The following is a 22,510-nucleotide window of genomic DNA, read 5'->3' as shown; positions in this document are numbered from 1 at the left end:
ACTCTCAACGGCACTAACGGCTTTATCATCAACGGTATCAATCCAAGTTCCTTCTCACCAGGCAAGTCTGTCAGCAGTGCAGGAGATATCAATGGTGACGGTCTTGACGACCTGATTCTTGGGGCACCACCACCAGATCCTTTTCCTCTCAACGGTTACTTTTCAGGGCAGAGTTACGTGGTGTTTGGCAGCAAAAAAGATTTTAGTGCCAGCTTTGACCTCTCTACCCTCAACGGTACTAACGGCTTTATCATCAACGGCATAGACTTAGGCTACTCTGTCAGCGGTGCGGGAGACATCAACGGCGATGGCATTGACGACCTAATAATGACGTCAAGAGGTGGCGACGCCAACGGCTACTTTTCAGGGACGACCTACGTGTTGTTTGGCAGCAAGTCCGCTTTTAGTGGCAGCCTTGACCTCTCCACCCTCAACGGTACTAACGGCTTTGTCATTAACGGTATCAACTCAGGCATCTCTGTTAGTAGTGCCGGAGACATTAATGGTGACGGCATTGACGACCTGATTATCGGGGCGTATGATATATCCTCCTCCAACGCCTTCTCAGGGCAGAGCTACGTGGTGTTTGGCAGTAAGTCTGGTTTTGATCCCAAACTCAACTTCTCTGACCTAAATGGCACTAACGGCTTTGCCATCAACAGCATCAATGCACTTGACCAATCAGGCATCTCTGTCAGCAGTGCCGGAGACATTAATGGTGACGGCATCAACGATCTGATTATCGGGTCAAATAATTCCGGGGAGAGCTACGTGGTGTTTGGCAGTAAGTCCGGTTTTGCTGCCAGTTTTGATCTTTCCAGCCTTAATGGCACGTCGGGCTTTATCATTAAAAGCAATTCAAGTTTATTTTCATCAGGCAGGTCTGTCAGCAGTGCGGGCGACATCAACGGCGATGGTCTTGATGATGTGATTATCGGGGGGCAAGGAGGTTATGTGTTGTTTGGCAACCACGCCCCTGTCCTTGACCTCAACGGCAATTCTTCAGGAATTAATTTTAGCACCACCTTTAGCGGCACTCCAGTCTCCATCATCGATCCCAACTTCACCCTCAGCGATAACAACACTACCCTAACTGGTGCCACCATCACCATTACCAATCTCTTAAATGGCGCAGCCGAAAGTCTCAATGCCACTACCATTGGTAACATCACCTCTACTTACAACGCCACCACAGGTACTCTTACCCTAAACGGCACTGATAGCATTGCCAATTACCGACAAGTTCTCAACAGCCTTACTTACAACAATACTGCTGCCACTACTGTTAACGCCATAATTGAGTTTGTCATTGATGATGGGCAAGGTTTCAGTAACACTAGTGCAGTGGCAATAACCAGCTTGGGTGGCCAGAAATTTATCACCGGAACTCCTGGTGGAGATATTTTCATCAGTACGCCTGACAATAACATCATTCAGGGATTGGGTGGTCAAGATAAATTTATCTTTCACCCTGGCGATAGCATCGACACCATAACCGACTTCAGCGGTGTAGGCAAAGGTTCAAAAGCTTCAGTATCAGTGATTCCTCAAGTGGACACGTTGGAATTTACAGGTAGTGGATTGACTGCTAAAAATCTGCAATTAACTCAAAATGGCAACAATCTAGAAGTCACTTTTGAAGATACAAGCAATACCAAAGTCATCCTGCAAAACTTTCAACTAGAAAACCTGGATAATTTCCCAGCATCAGATAGCAGAGCAGCTATAGGCAATATAGAGTTTGATGGACAAACTAACATCACTGACAGTTTTGATGTCTTCGATGCCAACTCCACTCAAACTAACTTATTCAATAAAAATACTGTCACCTTCCTCAATGACCTTAACAATAACATCACAGGTTTTGACAACTCCGATGATGTGATTAATGGTCAGGGAGGTGATGACATCATCGATGGCAAGAGTGGCAACGATTATCTACGTGGTGGCGCTGGCAATGATACCCTCATTGGTAGTGCAGGTAATGATACTCTTGTTGGCGGTGCTGGTGCTGATATATTCCTTTACAATACCAATGCTGCTTTTAACGGCTCTGTAATTGGTGTAGATATCATTCGTGACTTTAACAGTCTTGAAGGTGACAAGATTGTACTGGATAAGACTAGCTTTAGTGCAGTCGCTTCTACTGCAAGAACAGGTTTTAGTAACAAGAGTGATTTTCAAATCACAACTTCCGCCGCGACTAGCACGGCGAAAATTGTCTATGACGCTGTGAGTGGGCAATTATTCTACAACCAAAATGGTAGTGCAGCTGGTTTCGGCAGTGGTGGTCTATTTGCAACTCTAAGTGGTGCGCCAACTCTTACAGCATCAGATTTTGTCTTGCAAGCATAATTTGCTCAAAACACGAAACTACTAGCTCGGAACCTTGAAATTGAATCCTTTGCTAGCAACGCTAGACTATTTAGATAGACGAGTCATTTCAAACAATTGCTGGGCATTACTTCCTAAAAAAGCATCAAAAAGTATCTGCTTTTCAGATTCCACTTCTACTAGATAGCGCTGGGCAATTTCATAATAGGCATAAGTCCAAGGAATTGGAATTTCTGCACCACTGTTATCATCTAATACTGTCACCATTTCTGTTACTGCTTGAGTTGCAGTTTGCCGCAAACCACAAGCAACATTTCCCTCTATCTCTGCTTTCATTGGTACACCCAGGTTAGCCAAAGCACTGGCAGTAGTATCAATGTCTGGATATTCTGGGGTATTCTGTCCATTGACGTAGCCTGTGAAGTGGTTAACAGCATATCCGTGCAGCAACACCCAAGCCCCATACTGAGTAACCTGATTCACTTCTTCGATAACAGAACGCTGGGGAGGTAGCCAAGGGCGGGTGAAGACTTGCTGGAGTTGTTTGGCAATGCTTTCAGTGTTCCCGTCTTTTTGTAGAAGAGTAACGGGTGAGGTCAGTTCCTTGGGGATTGAAAATACTGTTGTAGAGATGAGTTGAGCAATATTGCTAGGCAATTCCTCGACAATCAACTCGCTGATAAACAGCTTGGGTAAGTTAAATTCCTCTTGCTGCGGATGACGATAATAACGGGCGTACAAATGAGTTTGAGCAAAAGTATACTCTCCAGCCACCACGTAACCCAAAGCTTCTGCAAGTTGTCCCAGGTAGTCAATTCCTAAGTTAAGTTGACCTTGTGCAGTATTTACTAATAAACGCAAAGACCGAAAGGCGATGTGGTCGTTGGCGACAGTACCACCCGCAGCAGTAATCATTTGCTGGTAGGTACGGGCATGATTTACCCTGGCACTGTATTCTTGCCAAAGTAATTTCCATAAATTAAGGGCAATTTCAGGTTTCATAAAGTATTAGGGATTGGGGATTGGGCATGGGGCAAAATAGTTCCGAGTTCCTAGTCTTGAGTAAAGAAGCGAGATTTCCAACTCAGCACTCAGCACTCATGACTCAGCACTCTTGAGGGGCATTGGTTATTTCCTTTCCCCTTATTCCCCACTCCCGATGATTTTTGAAGAACTTAAAATCTCACTGATAATTTGAAGGGCTATCTGAATTTGGTCGCTATCGATAACTAGAGGGGGACAGAAACGAATTGCTGCTTTACCGCAACCTAGCAATAATAAACCGCGTAAAAAAGCTTCTTGGATAATACGATCGCGCAATTTATAATCGAGATTACCTTGTTCATCCAATAAATCTACCGCTACCATCAAACCCTTACCTCGTGGCGGCGATACTCTCGGAAATCTTTGATGCAACCCGGTAAGACTAGCTTGTAAAAATTCTCCCATTTGGGTAGCGTTGGTCATTAAACCACTTTCTAGCAGTCGCAGTGTGGCAATACCAGCAGCACAAGCTACGGGATTACCACCAAATGTAGTAGCGTGAGAACCGGGAGGCCAAGTCATTAACTCTGGTCTGGCAAGTATCGCTCCTAATGGCATACCACTGGCGATACCTTTAGCAGTAGTAATGATATCAGGCATCACACCCCAATGCTCGATCGCAAATAAGCGACCAGTGCGCCCCATCCCTGCTTGCACTTCATCCACTACCATCAGAATACCGTGGCGATCGCATATCTCCCGAATCCGTTTCAAAAAACCATTTTCGGGTACGATATACCCACCCTCTCCTTGAATTGGTTCGACGACGATCGCCGCTACTTCTTGCGGTGGTAAAATTGTGCTAAATAACTGTTTTTCCAAGTAATCTAAGCTAGCGTGAGTGCCGTAAGGGATATGAGTCACCCCAGGAACTAAAGGCCCAAAATTAGCTCGTTGCACTGCTTTGGAACCAGTGAGAGACATTGCTCCATAAGTGCGTCCGTGAAATGCGCCTAAGAATGCTACAATTAGCGATCGCTTGGTGTAATATCGAGCTAGTTTAATTGCTCCTTCGTTGGATTCTGCCCCGGAATTGGTGAAAAATATCTTTGCAGGAAACGCAGTATCACTCTGGGGGTGGGGAAAAGGGGCGCGAATTGCTAATTGTTCCGCTAATTCCACCATCGGCTCATAATAAAAATCTGTCCCTGACATGTGCAATAGACGTGCCGACTGTTCTTGAATTGCCTTAACGACTTCCGGGTGAGCGTGTCCGGTGGCGGTAACGGCAATACCTGCGGTCATATCCAGAAATACATTGCCATCCACATCTTCCACCATACAGCCCTGGCCGCGAGATACAACTAACGGGTAATCGCGGGTGTAAGAAGGGGAAGTTACAGCGCGATCGCGTTGTACAATTACTTGAGCGCGAGGCCCAGGTAAGGAAGTTACTATACGGGGTGTAAGAGGTAAATTTAGTTTTATAGGAATACTTAACATAATTTTTTCAACTTTTTAAAGATTACTGATGATTAAACGCTAAAGCTTGATTGCTTACAGTAGCATTTGATTCCATTGCTGTAAGAATTACGCATTTACTGAAAAGCTTCATAGTAAAGATTTTCGTATTTTGTAAGACTTTGCCCGTTTTTATAACACAACTTCTGCGATCGCGTCAGATTATATTTTTTGAAACAAGGATAAAGCTTCACTATTGGATGGCAGGGGACAAGCTACAGAAGATTTGCGAAAGGAAGTGTATTAAATCCACAGCAAAATTGCTATATGCAAAAATTAATAAAAGTCTCTAAGATAATCAACCAATGACTTGGGCATCTGGACATAAGTTACACCGCGAGCGGTATGAAATTAAACAAGAGTTAGGACAGGGGAAGTTCGCTATTACTTATCTTGCTGAGGATCGGGATGGCAAGAATATTGTGATTAAAACATTGAATTCCAATTTGCTTAATCAATTAAGTAACGAAGACCGCGATCGCTTAAAATCAGGTTTTGCAGATGAATCCCGCAAACTAGCAATATGCAAACATCCGAATATTGTCCAAGTCATTGATACCTTTGAGTCAGGTGATTTAAAATGCATGGTCATGGAGTATATTCCAGGAGATAATTTAGCCAAGATTGTCCAACCGCGAGGATTTATGCCTGAAAAAGAGGCTTTAGATTACATCCAACAAATTGGAAAAGCACTTATAGTAGTGCATGAACAAGGGTTTTTGCATCGAAATGTGAATCCAGAAAATATCATTTTGCGGGCAGGTACGCATCAGGTTGTTTTGATAAACTTCGACTTAGCACGAAGATTCGTTGATAACCCAGTGTCAAGTCGCGGTAGCTTAGTTGATAAATTTACACCAATTGAACTGTATTCCAACTCTCCTGGACAACAGGCGCGACGTAAACCTTGGACTGATATTTATTCTCTTGCGGCAACTTTATATTTTTTATTAACAGGAAAACTGCCAGAAAGTGCTATTGAGCGCCAAGATAATAATAAGCGTTTAATTCCACCTAACGAATTGAATAATAAGATTAGCGATCGCGTCAATCAAGCCATTCTCCATGCAATGGAACTACAACCCGACAACCGTCCCCAAACAGTAGAAGACTGGTTAAAAGAATTGGGTTTAAACACAGCAAGTCTTTCTCTTCCAAAACTCCCTTGGACACAACCCTTGTGGGCGTGGATATTAGAGATTATGAGTGTATTAGCCTTATTTGCAGCCTTGATATCAGGAATCAAAGATGGTACAGACTTATTCAAAGATTGGTTTCCAGACAAACCGGCACCCCCGACACAACAAACCCCATCGTCTTCCACTTCCACTCAACCACAAAATAGGTAGTAGGCCACGTCTACGCAAAAGTTAGTTTTGAAGTCACATTTGTTGCTTTTGCGACTCCAAAAGTTAGTTTTGAAGTCACATTTGTTGCTTTTGCGACTCCAATAGTTAGTTTTGAAGTCACATTTGTTGCTTTTGCGACTCCAATAGTTAGTTTTAAAGTCGCATTTGTTGCTTTTGCGACTCCAATAGTTATTTTAGCAATAGCCACAAAACCTTAATCTTCCTCTCTGTGCCTCTGCGTGAGCTTTCCTAATTCACCAACGCCAACCACCATAACTCACAAAAAGCGTGTCAGAATCAACATTAGCCATCAATAAATTTAGGTATATGTTCTGGCAAAACGGACAGCTAATAGACCTCTTGCATAAGTCGAATAGACCCCCCTTAATCCCCCCTTATAAAGGGGGGAAACTTGAAATCTTGCCCCCTCCCCTTCACAAGGGGAGGGTTGGGGAGGGGTAATTCAAGGATTTTTGCAAGAGGTCTAATGTTCCCTATTCCCTATTCCTTCTATGGGAATAACCAACTTCCCCGATTGCTGTAGAACTGAAACCGTCCAAAGCCAAGAAATTGACCGTGAGATTTTTCACCCACAGGGAATGCTGTAACACCCAATAAGTAAACACCAGAAAAGCTGGGATTACTCACAGGGCGGAGGGCGATTGTAATTGTCTGTCCTGGAGTTACAGGTGGATCAAAGCTTACAGAAACAGTGCGTATCTTGCGCTCGCTTATGACTGAACCTAGTTGCAGTTGCGTTTCTTTGCGATCGCGTGTGCCGACAAATGCATGGGTATCATCAAGATTGTAGCGGATGTTTTCTGAGCCTTCTTTTTGGGCGATCGTTACCTTCTGGAGGGATTCTCCAGCATTTTCCGGCACATTAATAGTGAAATAGTAAGTTGCGCCCCAAACATTCACCTCGTTGTAAGTAGTTGTCGCCTTAACAAGTGTCGGCGGTTGGACGAAATAGACTAGGCCATCTCTAAGCTGCACAGCTTGAGTCACCGGAAGCGTAACTTCTCCAATACCTATTGCTAACGAGAGTGTTATTCCAAACAAAGTTGTGAGGCGCATGATTCAGATATAAAAAAACGCACTTATTCTAATTCTAGTTCCTTAGGAATCAGTGACTTAGGAATGATAGAAGCTTGTTTTTCCCCAAAGGAAGATTTTGTGTACCACCAAGCCCAAGCAATTAAAACAGCTTGAAAGGGAAGTCTAACTACGTGTACCCAAGGTGAATTTGGTATATGTTCTAGCTGAATGTGATTAACCGCCATATTGATGTTGGCAGGGAAAACCGCAATAAAAAGAGCAATAAGTCCCCAAGCAGCAGCTTGACTTACAGGCGGAACTAATAACCCAATACCACCCAAAATTTCATAAAAGCCACTGAGATAAACTAATCCTAAAGGGTAAGGAAGTTGTGGTGGCATAATTTTGACATAAGGTTCTGGAATAGCAAAGTGCGTCACCCCAACCACAATGATGGATATAGCAAGGATGACACGTAATATTTCCTTATTCATGGTTTTTGCTTCATTATATACTTGCCCCTATTACTTCAGTTTGACTGATGGATGTTAATCTGCATTGAGTCAATAGGAGTAAAAATCGACAAAATTTTCCAAAGTACTTACAAAAGCGATTGCAAGTATAAGTATAACTGATGCACCGAACTAGGCGATCGCGCTATATCGGTTTTCGGTTAAGTGAGGTACAAGAACCCCACTTCCAACCCCCTCTCCCCGCTGGTTCGTGGGCAGGGGGATATTGTAACTTGTATGATTAAGAAACGCTATAATAACGCCAAATAATATAGTTCCTCCCTAGCTTTAACTATGGGGTAACTCAGCACTCAGCATTCAGCACTCCTGAAGCTAAATCTAATTTTTCTCGAACTATTACCTCATCTCTAAAGCCAACCAGCACAGCTGTTCCATCTTTGACGAAAAGTGGACGTTTGAGCAGCATTGCGTCGTGAGTGAATGCATCAACCCACTGTTCGTCAGCCCAAGTCTTCTTTTCATTTCCTAAAGCGCGGTAAGATTGACCGGAGGTGTTTCCCATGGGAGCAAAACCCAAAGACTTTACCCAGTTTTGAATCATCTCACGAGTCGGCGGAGTATCTTTGGTGTTGATAAACTCATGGTCAATATTATTGTGTTGGAGCCACGTCAAAGCTTTTTTACAAGTGCTGCAATTGGGAATTCCGTAGACTTGAATAGACATAAAACAATTAAGCAACAATCTTCATATATGACATAGTAGGTGGAACTTCTGCCACCAATGCTCTTGTCGTAGAATATCTACGACAGAAATTTAAGGGTAGCGATCGCTTTTAGTAATCGGTAATTCCAAGTATGGAACTCGTCTATCCATGATTCGAGGGTTCTGAAATACCAAGGAGTAGTTTTACTAACACTTTCATCCATAAAAAATATGAGCGATGCCTTTAGTCGACTTGCACCCTTCATCCAAGAATATATTTATCATCACCAGTGGACTGAATTACGTCCAGTTCAAATTGCCGCTTGTCAAGTTATATTTGACACTGATGCTCACTTGCTAGTTACTGCTGCAACTGCTGCTGGTAAAACAGAAGCAGCTTTTTTACCAGTTTTGACTCTATTACATACCAACCCTGCTGCCACAATTGGCGCATTATATATTAGTCCAATCAAAGCTTTAATTAACGATCAATTTGAGCGTCTCAATGACTTACTCAAAGAAGCAGATATTCCAGTTTGGCACTGGCATGGCGATGTTTCCCAAACTAGAAAAAACAAGCTTTTAAAGAATCCTCAAGGCATTCTCCAAATTACCCCAGAATCTCTAGAAAGTTTGCTAATTAATAAAAATAACGACCTACTCCGCTTATTCGGTGATTTAAGGTTTGTCATTATTGATGAAATTCATGCTTTTATGGGTTCAGAACGCGGTTGTCAAATTATTTGCCAGTTGCAACGTTTAGCAAAGTTGACGCAAAAACAACCACGTCGTATTGGTTTATCAGCAACTCTTGGTGATTACTCCATAGCTGAAGAGTGGTTGCGTTCGGGAACGGATAAGCCAGTAATTACACCAACAATTGACGGTATAAAACGGCAAATAAAACTAGCTGTAGAACATTTTTATATTACTGATAAAGTAGATGAATCAGAGGCGACAGCTGATGAACAATATATTTTCAACCTCAGCAAGTCTCGCAAATGCCTGATATTTGCTAATAATCGCACACGAACCGAATCTGTAATTGCATCTTTGCGACAAATTGCCACAGAACAAGGATTACCAGATATATATCATGTGCATCATGGGAGTATATCTGCTAGCTTACGGCAAGCTGCTGAAAATGCGATGCGTGAACCCAACAATCCAGCTGTTACCGCCGCCACTCTAACTCTAGAATTAGGCATAGATATCGGTCATTTAGAGCGAGTGATTCAGTTAGAATCACCCTTATCTGTAGCTAGCTTTTTACAACGCTTGGGACGCAGTGGTAGAAGAGGTGAAGCTGCTGATATGCGTTTTGTATGCGCTGAAGAGAAGCCATTATCAGAAGCTTCTCTGCCAGAACAAATCCCTTGGCAACTTTTACAGTGTATTGCGATCGTTCAACTTTATTTAGAGGAACAATGGATTGAACCAATTAGACCAATTAAATATCCTTTGAGTTTGCTTTATCACCAAACAATGAGTATTTTAACAGCCGCAGGAGAAATTTCAGCTAATGCTTTAGCTAAACAAATTTTTAGTCTGCCGCCCTTTGCTACAATTTCTAAAGAGGATTTACAACTATTACTACGCTATTTAATTGATATTGGTCATATTCAGCATACTGAACAAGGTAAATTAATCCTGGGTTTGGCAGGAGAAAAGGTGGTGAGGAAATTTCAGTTTTATGCTGTCTTTGCTGAACAGCAAGAATACATTGTTAAGCAAGGTTCAACAGAAGTTGGCAGTATTGTCACGCCACTTCCTGTTGGTAATCAATTTGCTTTAGCTGGCAGAACTTGGGAAGTCGTAGAAGTTGACTTTCAAAAAAAGGTTATTTTTGTTAAACAAGCTGAGGGTAAATCTAGTATTTATTGGCGTGGTGGTGGTGGGACTATTCATACCAAAGTTTTGCAAAGAATGCAGCAAGTCTTATTTGAGAATATCGAGTACAGTTACTTGCAAAAAAATGCTTTGCAACGCTTACATCAAGTTCGCAAATTAGTGCAGCAGGTTGAATTAGATAAACACAATATTATAGAATTAGAGAAAGGTGAATGTTGTATTTTTCCTTGGATGGGTACGGTTGCTTATCGCACCTTAGAAAGATTGCTCAACTCGTACTGCCGGGAATTATTAGAAATTACAAGTATTGGCGGAGTAAATCCCTATTATTTGACAATTAAATTAGGCAAGGATAAATTTAAATATCTTTATCGTGAAATTACTTCATTGTGCGAACAAAGAATTACTTCAGAAGATTTAATTAGTACTTCAGAAGCACCGAAAATTCAAAAATATGATGGTTTTATTCCTCATCCACTTTTACGGAAAGCTTTTGCTAACGATTATTTGGATTTGAGAGAACTGAAACAGCAAGTAGCACTGTGGAAAGAATAAAAACCTAATTCGTAATTATTTAAAATCAGCTATTTTTTAATTAATCTCTAGAGCGATCGCAAATCATAATTTTTTCTAGTACAGCCTGTACTCGCGCTATGATTGCCGCTACAATCAGAACTCTACTTTTACTGAATAAGCAATATTTAGTAACGAGCCACGGTGCTACTAAGCACTTGTTCATAAAATTCAATTTAAATTATAGATACTCGATCTTAGAGTACTGAACGACTAACTTACCTTAGTTTGCTTATGTGGACTAAAGTCAGTTATTAGTTACGCATAACATGTGAGCAGAGGGCTATTTACATATTTTTTCTGAAACAAATGTCAAAGTACAGCTTTGCGTAAAATCGTGGCGTTTTTAAACGTAGAGTATTTTAAATTGGAATGTGAATCCAGAATTCTGTGCCTTGTCCTGGTTCTGATACACAATTCAAAATTCCACCATGTTTTTCTACTACAATTTGGTAGCTAATTGACAGTCCTAGACCTGTTCCCTTTCCTACCTCTTTTGTAGTAAAAAATGGATCGAATAAGCGCTTTTTAATATCTTCTACCATTCCTAATCCGTTGTCAGCAATTCGGATGACAGCAAATTTACTCTCTAAAATGTTGGTACGAATTATAATTTGCGGTTTATGATTTGTTTTTATCCTCACCATTGATTCTTCTAAAGCATCGATTGCATTAGTTAAAATATTCATAAATACTTGATTAAGCTGCCCAGGATAGCAATCAATTAAAGGTAAATCGCCATATTCTTTAACTATAGATATATTTAAGCCAATTCCATTATTTTTCCAGCGATGATGCAAAATTAATAACGTATTGTCAATTCCTTCATGAATGTCAACTAGTTTTTTTTCTGCTTCATCATGACGAGAAAAATTTCGCAATCCCAAAACAATCTCACGAATACGATTAGTACCCATATTCATCGAGGATAGAAGTTTAGAAAGATCACTAGTAATGAATTCAATATCAATTTTTGCAGCAAAATTTTCAATTTCTACTTCCGGTTGGGGATAATGTTGTTGATAAAGGTGCAAGAGAGTTAACATCTCTTGAAAGTATTCGTTAGCATAGGTTAAGTTACCATGAATAAAACTAACTGGATTGTTGATTTCATGAGCCACTCCAGCGACTAATTGTCCTAAGCTAGACATTTTTTCATTCTGGATCAGTTGAGATTGAGTTTGTTGCAATTTATGCAAGGTTTCGGTGAGTTTTTCAGCTTGAGTTTGAGCTTCTAAAGTAGCAGCGCGACTTTGGGTATAAAGTTGTGCGTGATCGATAGCGATCGCTAGTTGATCGCAAACAGCTTGTAATAGGTTAATTTCACTGTTATTCCAAACGCGATCGCCACTACAATGACTACACACAATTGCTCCAATTTCCCCAGAATTACTCTTAATTGGTAGCATTAGTTGAGATGTGATACCAAACTCAGTTAAAAGTTCTTGCACATCATATTCGAGATGTGATTTGCTATTAATATTGTCGATGCAGCTTAGTTCTTGAGAGAGAAGATTTTGAGTTAAAAAAGTGCTTTTTTGCAGTGGAATATTGCCTAACATACTTGCCAAGTTAGGGTTTCGTGCTTCATAGGTAATAGTTAGGCTTGCTTGGGATGGGTGCGGTAAATAAGAAAGAAAGTAGCAACGGTCAATTTGTAATAAGCTGCGAATTTCATTCACAGCAGTTTCTAAGATCATATCTAGGTTAAGAGAACTGCGGATTTGGCTAGCTAAACGCAGTAATAAAGCTTCCCGCCGACTGAAGAGTTCTTCTCGTGCCCAAATTCGGTCAATAGCCACAGCAATATTATTAGCAATCCAATTTAATAGGTTATGAGTTGGTTCGGTAAATAATTGCTTGCTAAATAAAGCCATTATACCGATTATTTGCTGCTCTACTATTAGGGGATAAGCAGAAAATCGTAAAATTGATAATGTAGAATTGAGAAGTTCATTGGAATTATTAATTGATAATTCTTCGTTAAAAATTGCTTGATGATTTTGAATCATTAAGCCAATAATATTATTGACTAAAGCGATATGCTGTGGGAAATCTTGGGTATCACTCAAAGTACTACAAGTAATATCTGTGCAATGAACGCCAGCCTGCAATTGTAACTGGTTTGTCTGTTTTTCAAATGTCCAGATACAAACAAAGCCGATATCAAGGTATTGGGAAATAGTATTTGTACAATTTTGCAGAATTTCTGGAAGTGTGCCACTTTGAGATAAAGCTAAACTGACTTCTGCACTCAAAACTGACAAGCGCGATCGCTCCAATAAAGCTAACTCTGAAAGCTTGCGCTGTGTAATATCTGTACGAATTGATACATATTGATAGGGTTTTCCATCTTGTCCCAACATTGGGGCGATCAAAGTATCTACCCAATAAAAAGTACCATCTTTAGCTTTATTTTGAATTTCTCCCTTCCATATTTTTCCTTGAGCAATAGTTTTCCATAAATTTGCAAAAAATTCTTTTGTGTGGTGTCCAGAATTGATAATCCGATGATCTTGCCCTAAAAGTTCTTCTGAAGAATATTGAGAAACTTGACAAAATAGGTCATTGACATAAGTGATTATTCCAGTTCTATCAGTAATAGCTACTAGTGAATGGGCATTTAAGGCAAATTTAAAAGCTTCTAATTCGTGGATAGAATTGTTTAGCGCTATCTCATTTTTTTTATTAATAGTAATGTCATGAGCTACTGCATAAATCAATTTTTCTTCAGTAAAGCCAGTCGCATTCCATGATAGCCATTTGTAAGAACCATCCCGACAAAGATAGCGGTTTTCAAAGCTGATTGCGTCTAAAGATTGGGTGATTTTTTGGGCTACTGCAATAGTTGATTCACGGTCTTCAGGGTGAATAAATTCGATAAAAGGTTTAGCAACTAGTTCATCAATTGACCAACCTAATGTTTTTGTCCATACTGGATTTAAATACTTAAAATAACCATCGAAATTAGCAATACACAATAAATCTATAGAAAGTGAGAAAAATCGAGAGTATTTTTCTTCATATTGTTTGTACTCAGATTTAACTAGTTTCATCAGCTTTTTAGGTATGAATATTTTTGGAGGAAATTTAATACGTTTATCGTTAAAATTGAATAATCATTGCAATAAATGTTTCAATCTAGAAACTTGCCTAATGTCAGTTATGACTAAGACTGGTTACTTACGAATAAAAACGTAATGAACTTGATAGTAAAGTCAATAAGTATCTACTAGTTTTTACTGAGTAAGCTAGCTAGCTGTTGACTTAATTCTCTACTAAATAAAGGTTTCCCTAAAAAGCTGTAAAGTAAACATTTAGATTTTAAATTTAAGATAAGAAGTGTTACATAATTTTTTATCTGTCATTTTCCTTAAATAGCTAAGGTATTAAAACCGTAAAACGTAATTCGTACTTCAGAATTTAATTATGAATTACGAATTACGAATTATTTTAAGCAATACTCCCGCGCTTTCTAGCTTCTTTATAGGAAGTTCCCACGTTTTTCAAACCAGCTTTAATCATTTGTTGTTCGAGTAGGGCAAAAAAACGCGCTTTATCGCCACCTTTTACTACTGCTTGATTATGCGCTTCAGCGATCGCTACAGGGTAGCCATATCCTTTTTGCACTTGTGCTAACATCAGTCCTAGTGCTTGGTCTAACATGGTTGCATTCTCCGCTACCCATGCCGGAACTTCAATTCGGGCGATTTCGGTACCAACGTGGACGTAGCAAAAGTAAATGGTTTGATCGCCGTAGAGTTCCAAAATGGGGGAATTACTGCGCCACAAGGTACTACGTTGTCCGGGTTTGAGTCGGGTTGCCCAAACAGAAGTATCTCGCAACTGTTCAAAAATTTTACAAGGTACTTTTTCTAGCTGATTTGGGCAATGACTTTTACAGTCTGGTACTGGATGGGGACAAGCTAATAGCCGTAAAAAGTTCATTGTTTCGATGCTGCGAGAGGCACTAAGATAGCCCATCAACGGAATTTTAGCCTCACGCATCTGCTGCCAAGCTTCCAGGATGGGGGGTAAAATGCGATCGCGTGCATCCATCGGTAATTGTTCTAAAAACCAGTAAATTAGCGAACCATCTACCATCGCTAGCGCTGGCGTTTCCCCTAGCGCTGCACTACACGCAAGTTCTGCTAACACCGTTGTTTCGGAAGCAGTGCGGCGAAAACTCATCCATTCCTCGGTTCTAATTCCCCACTGCCGAGACATATATAAATCTTCTGGGCGGTAAAATACTTCTGGCAAACTATCCAGTAGCGGATGGCGATTTTGTCCGTAGTGTAAGACAACTCTGCCGATATTTAGCAGATAACAGTAAGCAATTTCATGATGGTTGGGGGCAATTTGAGAACCATCGGTAGCAATGACAGTATGAATTTTTGGGGGAACAGGGATATCGATGCAGGTTTCTAGTGCTTCAATTGGGGTAGCATTAGCAAAGAGAATGCGATCGCGCCATTTTTCCTGGCGATCGATTAAATCTTGTTGACACTCGTAAGCATTTTTTAAATGTTGTTGTGCCAGTTCTAAACGCTGACGACTAGCAGCAGCTTCTAAAGTAAGATGCTGACTTAAACCCTGCATTTCTCGCGCCAGTTTTGTTAGGTCAAGCATAAAAGTAAGTGCGAAGTGAGGAGTGAATACTTGTAAGTTATTATTTCACCTAAATTTACAAAATACATATTTTATTTATATATATACGTCCAGAAATTAAATATGTGTTATTCAGAATCCTTGTAGAGACGTAGCAGTGCTACGTCTCTTTTTCACGAGATATTTAATATATTAAAGCCAAGCTGAGAAATCTTTGGCAAATTGAGAAAGTGATAACAACTGAATTCGCGGATCGTTTTGAGCAGATTCCCTTTCTGCTTGGGTATTATAGCCCCAGTCTGCAAGGAAAAGTTTCACATCCTCAAGGTCTGCTTGCTGTTGGACTAACTGTAATGTCTTGAGTCTATCTTCTACAAACCAGAGACTAACTGACTTGTCTCCTTCTGATTGGATTAATTCTCGCAAAATTTCATATTTGGGACGCTTGACTTCTTTCCCAAAGATTGCTTCTGGTGGTAAATTCACTCCTTCTTGTTGCAACAACTGCTGCACAAAACGCCCTTCTTTAGTTGTCACAATGTATAACTTTACTCCACTGTCAATAGTTAATTTGATTTTTTCTACTACCGCCGGATAAAATCTATGCAGACTTAGCCAACCACCTAAATCCGTGGTAATCCATTCATCTCGCTGCTTATCTATTTTCGCACCGATTTCTTTTGCTTGTAGCTTGTCATTTAACAAAATTTGTGGGGCAATGCTTACCCATTCATGAAGAATTTTTTCGTCAGGAATTCCATCTATCAAGGCTTTAATTAAAATGGGCATTTCCCAACCCGTTTCAATAACAGGTCTTAGGCGATAGAATCTCAAAGCTAAATCATCTGGCGGTGTGTCGTTAGCAGAAGACCAAATTTCACAGTAAGTACGCCATGCTACCTCAAAATATTCAATTAATCCGTCGCAAATCACTCCATCAAAGTCCAGGGCTAAAATTTTGGGACTACTTGCGGTCATTGGTTTGAGAATAAAACTGCTGTTGTCAGCTTACCCGACAAATTTAAATCATGCAGTAATTTTTGTTAGTCTTTTATAATTTATAACTTGCTGAAAAAGTATGGTGGAATTGTGACATTTGATTGGTTATTAGTAGGTTAACGAGGATCTACAGCAAGTTTGCGATCGACTAAACGAATTTATTTTTGCTTGACTACTACGGTGATTAGTGGTGTGGAACGTTTAGCTGGCCCGCGAACAACTCGACCCTGAGAATCGTATTGAGATCCATGACAAGGACAAATAAAGTGATTCTTCTCAAGATCCCACTTGACTGTACATCCTAAATAGGTACAAATTGGACTGATATCATGTATCATGTCCGCCTAATTAGTTCTAATTCCCGCATCTGTGCAAAAAGTGCAAAAGCCTCTTTCCCCCTGCCCCCTGCGGTCTAAATGATAAGTCTTTAACCGGACACGATATGATAGCGTACTCAGCAATTTGTGGCCCGTCTTGAAAAATCAGATAATCAACGCTACGGTTTGGTAAGCCTTTTACGAGAATCGGAATTCCTGGCTTTGCGGTTGTTAATAGTGCATTAGCCTCAATTTCATAGATCGGGCGATCGCCTACCATCCACGCGATCGCTTTGCCACTGCTAAAGAAATGCTGGAAGTCTTGCAATTTGGTGCAGCAACCTTCCCGCCTACAGTAGCTTATATCCAACCACCAGCACTAACTGCACCTCCTGCAACGCTTCAAAATACAGTTTCTGTCAGCCCAGCGCCTTTGTATCAACCTGCCCATCAAAATACTGGGCACAGAGAAATATTTCTCGCTAGTCTAATTGCAGGTGGTTTGATTGGTGGTTCTATAATCATTGGTTTTGCCCTTAGTAAATCGCCTCAATCAGTGGTACAGTCAAGCGTTTCATCCCCAACCCGCGATGAAGTGCAAGATACGCCAACACCTGCACAATCCCCAGTTTCCATCACTCCAGAACCTATTACAAGTAAAGAACCACAGGATCAAGAAGTATTATCTGCGCGATCACAATTTCCCAGCAATAACGTTACTAGTCCCACTCAATCTGCTCAACTGCCTTCTTCAACACAGCCTCAAATCAATAGACTAACACCAGAACAAGCTGTGCAAAATTATTTTGAAACTATTAATAAACGTGATTTTCAAACTGGATGGAATCAACTATCTCCTAGCTATCAAAATAATAAACGGCTGCATCCAGATGGCTATCTTTCATACATTGACTGGTGGGGGGGAAAGGTTCAAAGCGTAGATATCGAACAAGTTAGTTTGGTAGAGGCAAGTACACAAACAGCTACAGTAAATGCTAAATTAAAATACTTGATGAACACTGGAAAAGTAATTCCTGGTTCTGTACGCTTTTTCCTTTTATGGGATGCCCAAAATAGCAGATGGATTGTTAGTGATACCAAATAGTTTGCTCTAGGGGTTTTAGTAGGTAGTCTGGTAATCCCTCGACGCGGTGAAGTGGGAATTTTTGGAGGGGCTTTGCCCCACTTTACAGTTCTATTTTCCAACAAAGGTCTTCTACTATACTACGGTGCGATCGCATTAGGATTAATCAGTAAACCAAAAGGTTTTTCCAAAAGAGCGATCGCTACGCACACCGTAAGCATCACCAATAAATGACCACGTAGAGGTGAGTATTATGCGACACTTATTACATAACAAATAATTATCATATTTCACAGAAGTTCAAAATATGAAATGATCAAAGTAGTGTGTCGTATATTGGCTCTTGAAATTGACTGTTTCATCTCATCGAATTACCAAGAAAAACGAGTTTACAGAAGAACCGATTTTAACAGACTCAGAAACCCTAGAGGAAGCTATTGAGTGTTTAGTAGAAAATTTTTTGATTGAAACTCAAGGGGTGTGTGATCAACAAACTTTATTCGAGATTCTCATCAAAGCAGCGAGCAGTGGAGATAGTATTGAGAATACAGCCAAATTATTAAAGAATGTTCCTACAGCTAATGATATTAGATATCATCTGAATAAAATCAATAATCTTGAAAAATTAGAGGCGCAGATAAATCAAGCATTGAAGAGGCGAATTCCTTTAAGATTAAACAAAGGTTGTTTAAAAATAGCGTTTAATTTAAATCTAATTTGCTATTATGATAAGCCAACATTAGAGGAATTACCTTACATATATCGAAGTCAAGCAAAATCTGGTACTCATTCATTTTACGCCTATGCAACTTCATATATTACCAAAAATAAGCGTGTCACCATTGCTGTCGTGGAGTTCGTCAACTAGATACCAGTGTCGCTATAATTACTTATTTATTAGCAGAACTTGACTCCCTTAAGATAAATGTAAAAAAGCTCTATCTGGATAGAGGCTTTTTTAACACTCCTGTAATCAGATGGTTACAAGCATTAGATATTCCATTTATGATGCCTGCTGTCAAGACAGGAAATAAAAAAGGAATCAAGCAATTTATTCCGGAGTAAAAAAAGTTATAAAACTACCTATACAATTACAATAGACGAAGATGATTCAGTCACATTTGACTTATGGATTGTCTGTAAATATAGAAAGGGAAAGCATAAAAAGCATGGTGTTCAATACTTTGCTTACGTAGCTTACAAGCTCAAAACAAATTTAGATTACATCTATCAAGATTGTCGCAAAAGATTTGGAATTGAAACTAGCTATAGGCTAAAAAATATTTGTCGAATCAGAACAAATAATAAAAATCCAGTTTGAAGATTACTATTTGTTGGTATATCCTTTCTTCTAGTTAATATTTGGGTCAATCTTCTTTGGCTCAGAATTAGTCGTAAAAGGAAAGGGAGTCGATTAATTTATCGCACACTTTTTACACTTAAACAGATGTTAGCCTTTTTATCTCAAGCCCTACAGCGTAAATATCAAGTAGTTGAAAGCATTTATCTTCCATCAGGTTAGTACTGACAATTTCTCGACTAACTAATCATAAGTAATCATAATCTATAGTATGTCTGCTGGTTAGAGAATTCCGTATTTGTTAGTATTATAAACTACCAGTATTTTAGCGTTCGCTCTTTGAGGAAAAACTTTTTGGTTTACTGTTAATATACATTTATGTTTACTGTGGGTTAATTTTCGTAAAATTGGCTGTTTTTAAGAATTGTTCCTGAACTTTAATTTTTAATTATTGTTTCTTTCTGGAGTATGAGGTTATTTATAAACCTCAGAGCTAAACTATAACCTCAGATATGTTCCTCACAAAATCTCTTCAGAATATATTCTCAAATTCTCTCCAGAGAAAGAACTCTTTATGTCTTTGATTTTTTAAGCTGTATGTTAGTCAAGTAAAATATTCTAATACCCTGGAAGCGCCATGAGTGATAAAAATCAAGAAAATCAAATTAATCAACCAGTAACTGAAGACCGGGATTCTCGTGAGCTAGACGTAAACAAAGAAAATTTAACCGCGAATCCAGGAGATAGAATTTCTGATAAGCCTCAATCAGTTGAAGAGAAGGCTAAACAGGCAGCGGTTGATGATGTACCAGACATTACAGGCGAGAGAATCACAGTCCCGACTTACTTCGTTGTGGATGAACCCGACGGCGAAAAAAAGGCACTTCACCATGTTAAAGATGCAGAAGAGATTTCCGACGTAATTCGGCAAATGCGAGTTGACGAAGAAGGAAATAGAATTTTTTAGTAGTTATTTATTGAAGATGCGGAAAGACGGAGAAATTATCAAATACTTTCTCCGTTTTTTGCATACCTACTCACTCGATCTTCTTTGTGCTTGTACAAATTTATCGTCTGCATAAGCTTCAGCAAATCCCCGTACATACTTGCACATATTTGAGATTGCGAACTGGAAATCCCTTCATCTCTGGAGAAGCTTTCTGCAAGTCACCTGTCAGACGATTGATAATCTTTGTGCCCCAACTCTACTGTTGTCGATGATTGAAGAATATTTTGAAATCGTGGTTTCCATGCTCAAAGGCTGAGATGGGAACTAAAATCTATACTCGATCAGAAGGCGATCGCCTATTGTAAAATAATCATTCTAAATATGCAATTATTGCATAGGTACGGATTTACAATAGCTTCATAGATGTCATTCTAAATGAGGGAATAAAGATGGATAACCCCTGGTCAGCACCAGGGGCTTTTTATTTAGGACTTCCAGAAATTAAATTATTCTAATGAGAGTGAGCGAAGATGATCGTTAGATTCTTCCTCCCCTGCTCACTAAAGGGATGGGTATTTTTTTAATTGGAAGTCCCTTAGCAGCTACGCCTTAAACGTCAATACCAGACTCAACCGCGCCACAACGTCTACCATTTCTGCTTCAACTTACACACCAATATCACCTGTGGATACCCCATTTATAGTACAAAAATACTATATAGTAGCGATCGCACCCTTGGAGCTTTTGTAAAAAGCCACGTATTGTTTTTATTTCGAGCTTAGTTAGGGAATACTAAACTAAGCACTGAATCTATCTATGACCTTTTTACACAAAATTACTAAAAAATTTTCTTGCAATAACTCTCAAAATGTTTCTGGGATAAATCCATCTGTAATCAGCCAACAACCTATAGTGCTGAAGCAACCAGCAAAACCATCAAAACCAAAAACTCTAGCTGAATTAGAACAGGAAATAGCAGCACAAGGCCAGGTTAGCAGTATATCCCATCAAAAAAGACCTAGTAAAGCCAACAGAGGTATAGGTACTAAGTTGATATGCATAGCAATACTTATCGGCATTCCCGCAAGTGTAATTTGGGTGGCGAATCTGCCTTACCCAATAATTCGCCGAACTGTGGTGCAAAATGCGCCTTTTTTATTGCTACCCAGTTACATGAGTGTGGAACAAAACTATCGGCAGGCGTTGGTATCACTTGAGCAAGCTGAATACTTGATTGAAAAACCCACTAGTGCAGCAGATTTAGTGTTGGGTGAACAGCAACTGCAACAGACAAAAACACATTTGGATAACTTGCCAGTTGGGTTAGTTGACGATTGGCCGGAATACAAATATTGGTGGTACGACTGGCGGTTCAGCGTTTACGGTTTGAATGCAGCACGTCGTCAAGTAGGACAATTAGAAGCCAAGGTTTTTCAAGAAAAGAACGCTCAAACCTTGTTCAATGATAATAGTCAAGCATTATTGAATGCCAAACAGCAGTATCAAATTGCTACAACAGTAACCGATAAAAAGTTGGCGATCGCAGCTTGGCGTTCAGCACTGGATAAGTTAGAAGAGATTCCTGGACAAACCTTAGCCGGAAAAACTGCTCAAAATCAACTAGATGCCTACAAGCGTGATTTTAAAGAAGTTGTAGGATTAGCAGCGGGAAATGAACGCGTCAGTGCTTTAATTACCGCAGCACAGCAATTTTCTTGGCAAGCTGCAAAAGCTGGTCAAAATCCACCGCACACAGTCACCGAATGGGAACAAATAGAAAATTTATGGTCAGAAGCCATTAATCGGTTAAAACAGATTTCTTCTGAAGATTTGGTTGGTTATGCCCAAGCACAAAAGTTATTAGCAACTTATGAGACTAATTTGGGTCAAGTCAAAGTAAGACGACAAGCTGAGTCCAGTTCTGTACAGGCTTTAGTAATAGCACAACAAGAAATAGAAAGTTTAATGGCTTCAATTCCCACTGACCCGAAAAATTTGGATCGCAATCGTATAATTAGTCAGTTACACAGGATAATTAACCAATTAGAAAAGGTAGAAAAAGGTACAACTGTTTATTTAAAAGCTCAAGAGTTATTGCTATCGGCAAATAATAAATTCAAGCAACTCCAGTGAGATTTTTCAAATGTCACATTGCTATTTTTAGCTTATATAACTAAGAAATTGTTTAAAAAGTGGTTGTAATTTTAATCGAATTATTACCCCCCTTATAAAGCTACCGTGTACACACAAGTATAGGCCGCAAGGGTTCCAACCCTTCCAGCCCCATAAATACCCAAATTTTGGGCAACTGGAAACTCCATTTATCCCGCTAATTTTTAGGGCTAGGGCAACGAAACCAAGTTTTAGGTGGGATTTCAAGACTTGTGTGTACACCGTAGCCTTATAAAGGGGAGGGTTAGGGTG

At 39.7% G+C, this 22,510-nt stretch carries 19 protein-coding genes; 8 read left to right on the top strand and 11 right to left on the bottom strand.

The features are described from left to right. Positions 1 to 2,355 (top strand): hypothetical protein (locus ACFE93_RS27625; RefSeq protein WP_375478164.1); only part of this gene is annotated, 2,355 nt, incomplete at its 5' end. Between the two features lie 66 nt (positions 2,356 to 2,421). On the opposite strand, the gene ACFE93_RS27620 is transcribed toward ACFE93_RS27625, so the two are convergent. Both ACFE93_RS27620 and ACFE93_RS27615 read right to left on the bottom strand, forming a co-directional pair. Then, positions 2,422 to 3,336, bottom strand: a complete 915-nt coding sequence (locus tag ACFE93_RS27620) for a DUF1338 domain-containing protein (protein WP_375478162.1) — start codon at positions 3,334 to 3,336, stop codon at positions 2,422 to 2,424. Positions 3,337 to 3,477: 141 nt separating this feature from the next. Next, positions 3,478 to 4,821 carry an acetyl ornithine aminotransferase family protein gene (locus ACFE93_RS27615; protein WP_375478160.1) on the bottom strand — a complete coding sequence of 448 codons (1,344 nt, stop codon included), beginning with the start codon at positions 4,819 to 4,821 and terminating at the stop codon, positions 3,478 to 3,480. A gap of 323 nt (positions 4,822 to 5,144) precedes the next feature. Here ACFE93_RS27615 and ACFE93_RS27610 point away from each other — a divergent pair, with 323 nt between their 5' ends. Beyond that, positions 5,145 to 6,188: a serine/threonine protein kinase gene (locus ACFE93_RS27610; RefSeq protein WP_375478158.1), complete on the top strand. Its 1,044-nt coding sequence runs from the start codon at positions 5,145 to 5,147 to the stop codon at positions 6,186 to 6,188. Positions 6,189 to 6,198: 10 nt separating this feature from the next. Here ACFE93_RS27610 and ACFE93_RS27605 read toward each other — a convergent pair whose 3' ends face one another. The 4 genes from ACFE93_RS27605 to ACFE93_RS27590 form a co-directional block, all read right to left on the bottom strand. Next, positions 6,199 to 6,396 (bottom strand): hypothetical protein, encoded by a 198-nt coding sequence (locus ACFE93_RS27605; RefSeq protein WP_375478156.1) that lies wholly within the window; start codon positions 6,394 to 6,396, stop codon positions 6,199 to 6,201. A gap of 302 nt (positions 6,397 to 6,698) precedes the next feature. Further along, positions 6,699 to 7,265: a DUF2808 domain-containing protein gene (locus tag ACFE93_RS27600; protein ID WP_375478154.1), complete on the bottom strand. Its 567-nt coding sequence runs from the start codon at positions 7,263 to 7,265 to the stop codon at positions 6,699 to 6,701. Positions 7,266 to 7,288: 23 nt separating this feature from the next. Further along, positions 7,289 to 7,720, bottom strand: a complete 432-nt coding sequence (locus tag ACFE93_RS27595) for a DoxX family protein (protein WP_375478152.1) — start codon at positions 7,718 to 7,720, stop codon at positions 7,289 to 7,291. 322 nt (positions 7,721 to 8,042) lie between these two features. Then, entirely contained in the window at positions 8,043 to 8,423 is a 381-nt protein-coding gene (locus ACFE93_RS27590; RefSeq protein ID WP_375478150.1) for a Spx/MgsR family RNA polymerase-binding regulatory protein, read from the bottom strand. 210 nt (positions 8,424 to 8,633) lie between these two features. Here ACFE93_RS27590 and ACFE93_RS27585 point away from each other — a divergent pair, with 210 nt between their 5' ends. Beyond that, positions 8,634 to 10,808, top strand: a complete 2,175-nt coding sequence (locus ACFE93_RS27585) for a DEAD/DEAH box helicase (RefSeq protein ID WP_375478148.1) — start codon at positions 8,634 to 8,636, stop codon at positions 10,806 to 10,808. Between the two features lie 380 nt (positions 10,809 to 11,188). Here ACFE93_RS27585 and ACFE93_RS27580 read toward each other — a convergent pair whose 3' ends face one another. The 5 genes from ACFE93_RS27580 to ACFE93_RS27560 all read right to left on the bottom strand — a co-directional run bounded on the left by ACFE93_RS27580 (position 11,189) and on the right by ACFE93_RS27560 (position 17,081). Next, entirely contained in the window at positions 11,189 to 13,882 is a 2,694-nt protein-coding gene (locus ACFE93_RS27580; RefSeq protein ID WP_375478146.1) for a PAS domain S-box protein, read from the bottom strand. A 397-nt stretch (positions 13,883 to 14,279) separates the two neighbouring features. Next, positions 14,280 to 15,458: a DNA double-strand break repair nuclease NurA gene (locus tag ACFE93_RS27575; RefSeq protein ID WP_375478144.1), complete on the bottom strand. Its 1,179-nt coding sequence runs from the start codon at positions 15,456 to 15,458 to the stop codon at positions 14,280 to 14,282. A 171-nt stretch (positions 15,459 to 15,629) separates the two neighbouring features. Then, a complete protein-coding gene (locus tag ACFE93_RS27570) occupies positions 15,630 to 16,415 on the bottom strand; it encodes an HAD family hydrolase (protein WP_375478142.1) in 786 nt (261 codons plus the stop codon). Between the two features lie 179 nt (positions 16,416 to 16,594). After that, on the bottom strand, positions 16,595 to 16,774 hold the full coding sequence (locus tag ACFE93_RS27565) for a Rieske 2Fe-2S domain-containing protein (protein WP_375478140.1): 180 nt from the start codon (positions 16,772 to 16,774) through the stop codon (positions 16,595 to 16,597). A 16-nt stretch (positions 16,775 to 16,790) separates the two neighbouring features. Further along, positions 16,791 to 17,081, bottom strand: a complete 291-nt coding sequence (locus tag ACFE93_RS27560; RefSeq protein WP_375478138.1) for a hypothetical protein — start codon at positions 17,079 to 17,081, stop codon at positions 16,791 to 16,793. Here ACFE93_RS27560 and ACFE93_RS27555 point away from each other — a divergent pair. From ACFE93_RS27555 to ACFE93_RS27535, 5 genes are all read left to right on the top strand, one after another. Further along, a complete protein-coding gene (locus ACFE93_RS27555; protein WP_375478136.1) occupies positions 17,064 to 17,858 on the top strand; it encodes a hypothetical protein in 795 nt (264 codons plus the stop codon). The two genes, ACFE93_RS27560 and ACFE93_RS27555, sit on opposite strands and share 18 nt — an antisense overlap. Before the next feature lie 51 nt (positions 17,859 to 17,909). Beyond that, positions 17,910 to 18,071, top strand: coding sequence for a hypothetical protein (locus ACFE93_RS27550; RefSeq protein WP_375478134.1), 162 nt, complete (start codon positions 17,910 to 17,912; stop codon positions 18,069 to 18,071). 109 nt (positions 18,072 to 18,180) lie between these two features. Further along, entirely contained in the window at positions 18,181 to 18,705 is a 525-nt protein-coding gene (locus ACFE93_RS27545; protein ID WP_375478132.1) for a hypothetical protein, read from the top strand. 1,069 nt (positions 18,706 to 19,774) lie between these two features. Then, positions 19,775 to 20,104 (top strand): hypothetical protein, encoded by a 330-nt coding sequence (locus ACFE93_RS27540; protein ID WP_375478130.1) that lies wholly within the window; start codon positions 19,775 to 19,777, stop codon positions 20,102 to 20,104. Positions 20,105 to 20,902: 798 nt separating this feature from the next. Beyond that, positions 20,903 to 22,219: a hypothetical protein gene (locus ACFE93_RS27535; protein WP_375478128.1), complete on the top strand. Its 1,317-nt coding sequence runs from the start codon at positions 20,903 to 20,905 to the stop codon at positions 22,217 to 22,219. The last annotated feature ends 291 nt before the right edge of the window (positions 22,220 to 22,510 follow it).

The sequence above is a fragment of the uncultured Nostoc sp. genome (genome assembly GCF_964247315.1).
Taxonomy (GTDB): Bacteria; Cyanobacteriota; Cyanobacteriia; order Cyanobacteriales; family Nostocaceae; genus Nostoc.
The sequence above is the reverse complement of the archived record's forward strand: the minus strand, read 5'-3'. Positions and strand labels throughout refer to the sequence as shown.

Coding starts and splice junctions, on each gene's coding strand:
- ACFE93_RS27620 (WP_375478162.1), bottom strand. CDS start 3,336: ATGAAACCTGAAATTGCCCTTAATTTATGGAAATTACTTTGGCAAGAA.
- ACFE93_RS27615 (WP_375478160.1), bottom strand. CDS start 4,821: ATGTTAAGTATTCCTATAAAACTAAATTTACCTCTTACACCCCGTATA.
- ACFE93_RS27610 (WP_375478158.1), top strand. CDS start 5,145: ATGACTTGGGCATCTGGACATAAGTTACACCGCGAGCGGTATGAAATT.
- ACFE93_RS27600 (WP_375478154.1), bottom strand. CDS start 7,265: ATGCGCCTCACAACTTTGTTTGGAATAACACTCTCGTTAGCAATAGGT.
- ACFE93_RS27595 (WP_375478152.1), bottom strand. CDS start 7,720: ATGAATAAGGAAATATTACGTGTCATCCTTGCTATATCCATCATTGTG.
- ACFE93_RS27590 (WP_375478150.1), bottom strand. CDS start 8,423: ATGTCTATTCAAGTCTACGGAATTCCCAATTGCAGCACTTGTAAAAAA.
- ACFE93_RS27585 (WP_375478148.1), top strand. CDS start 8,634: ATGAGCGATGCCTTTAGTCGACTTGCACCCTTCATCCAAGAATATATT.
- ACFE93_RS27580 (WP_375478146.1), bottom strand. CDS start 13,882: ATGAAACTAGTTAAATCTGAGTACAAACAATATGAAGAAAAATACTCT.
- ACFE93_RS27575 (WP_375478144.1), bottom strand. CDS start 15,458: ATGCTTGACCTAACAAAACTGGCGCGAGAAATGCAGGGTTTAAGTCAG.
- ACFE93_RS27570 (WP_375478142.1), bottom strand. CDS start 16,415: ATGACCGCAAGTAGTCCCAAAATTTTAGCCCTGGACTTTGATGGAGTG.
- ACFE93_RS27565 (WP_375478140.1), bottom strand. CDS start 16,774: ATGATACATGATATCAGTCCAATTTGTACCTATTTAGGATGTACAGTC.
- ACFE93_RS27555 (WP_375478136.1), top strand. CDS start 17,064: ATGCTGGAAGTCTTGCAATTTGGTGCAGCAACCTTCCCGCCTACAGTA.
- ACFE93_RS27540 (WP_375478130.1), top strand. CDS start 19,775: ATGAGTGATAAAAATCAAGAAAATCAAATTAATCAACCAGTAACTGAA.
- ACFE93_RS27535 (WP_375478128.1), top strand. CDS start 20,903: ATGACCTTTTTACACAAAATTACTAAAAAATTTTCTTGCAATAACTCT.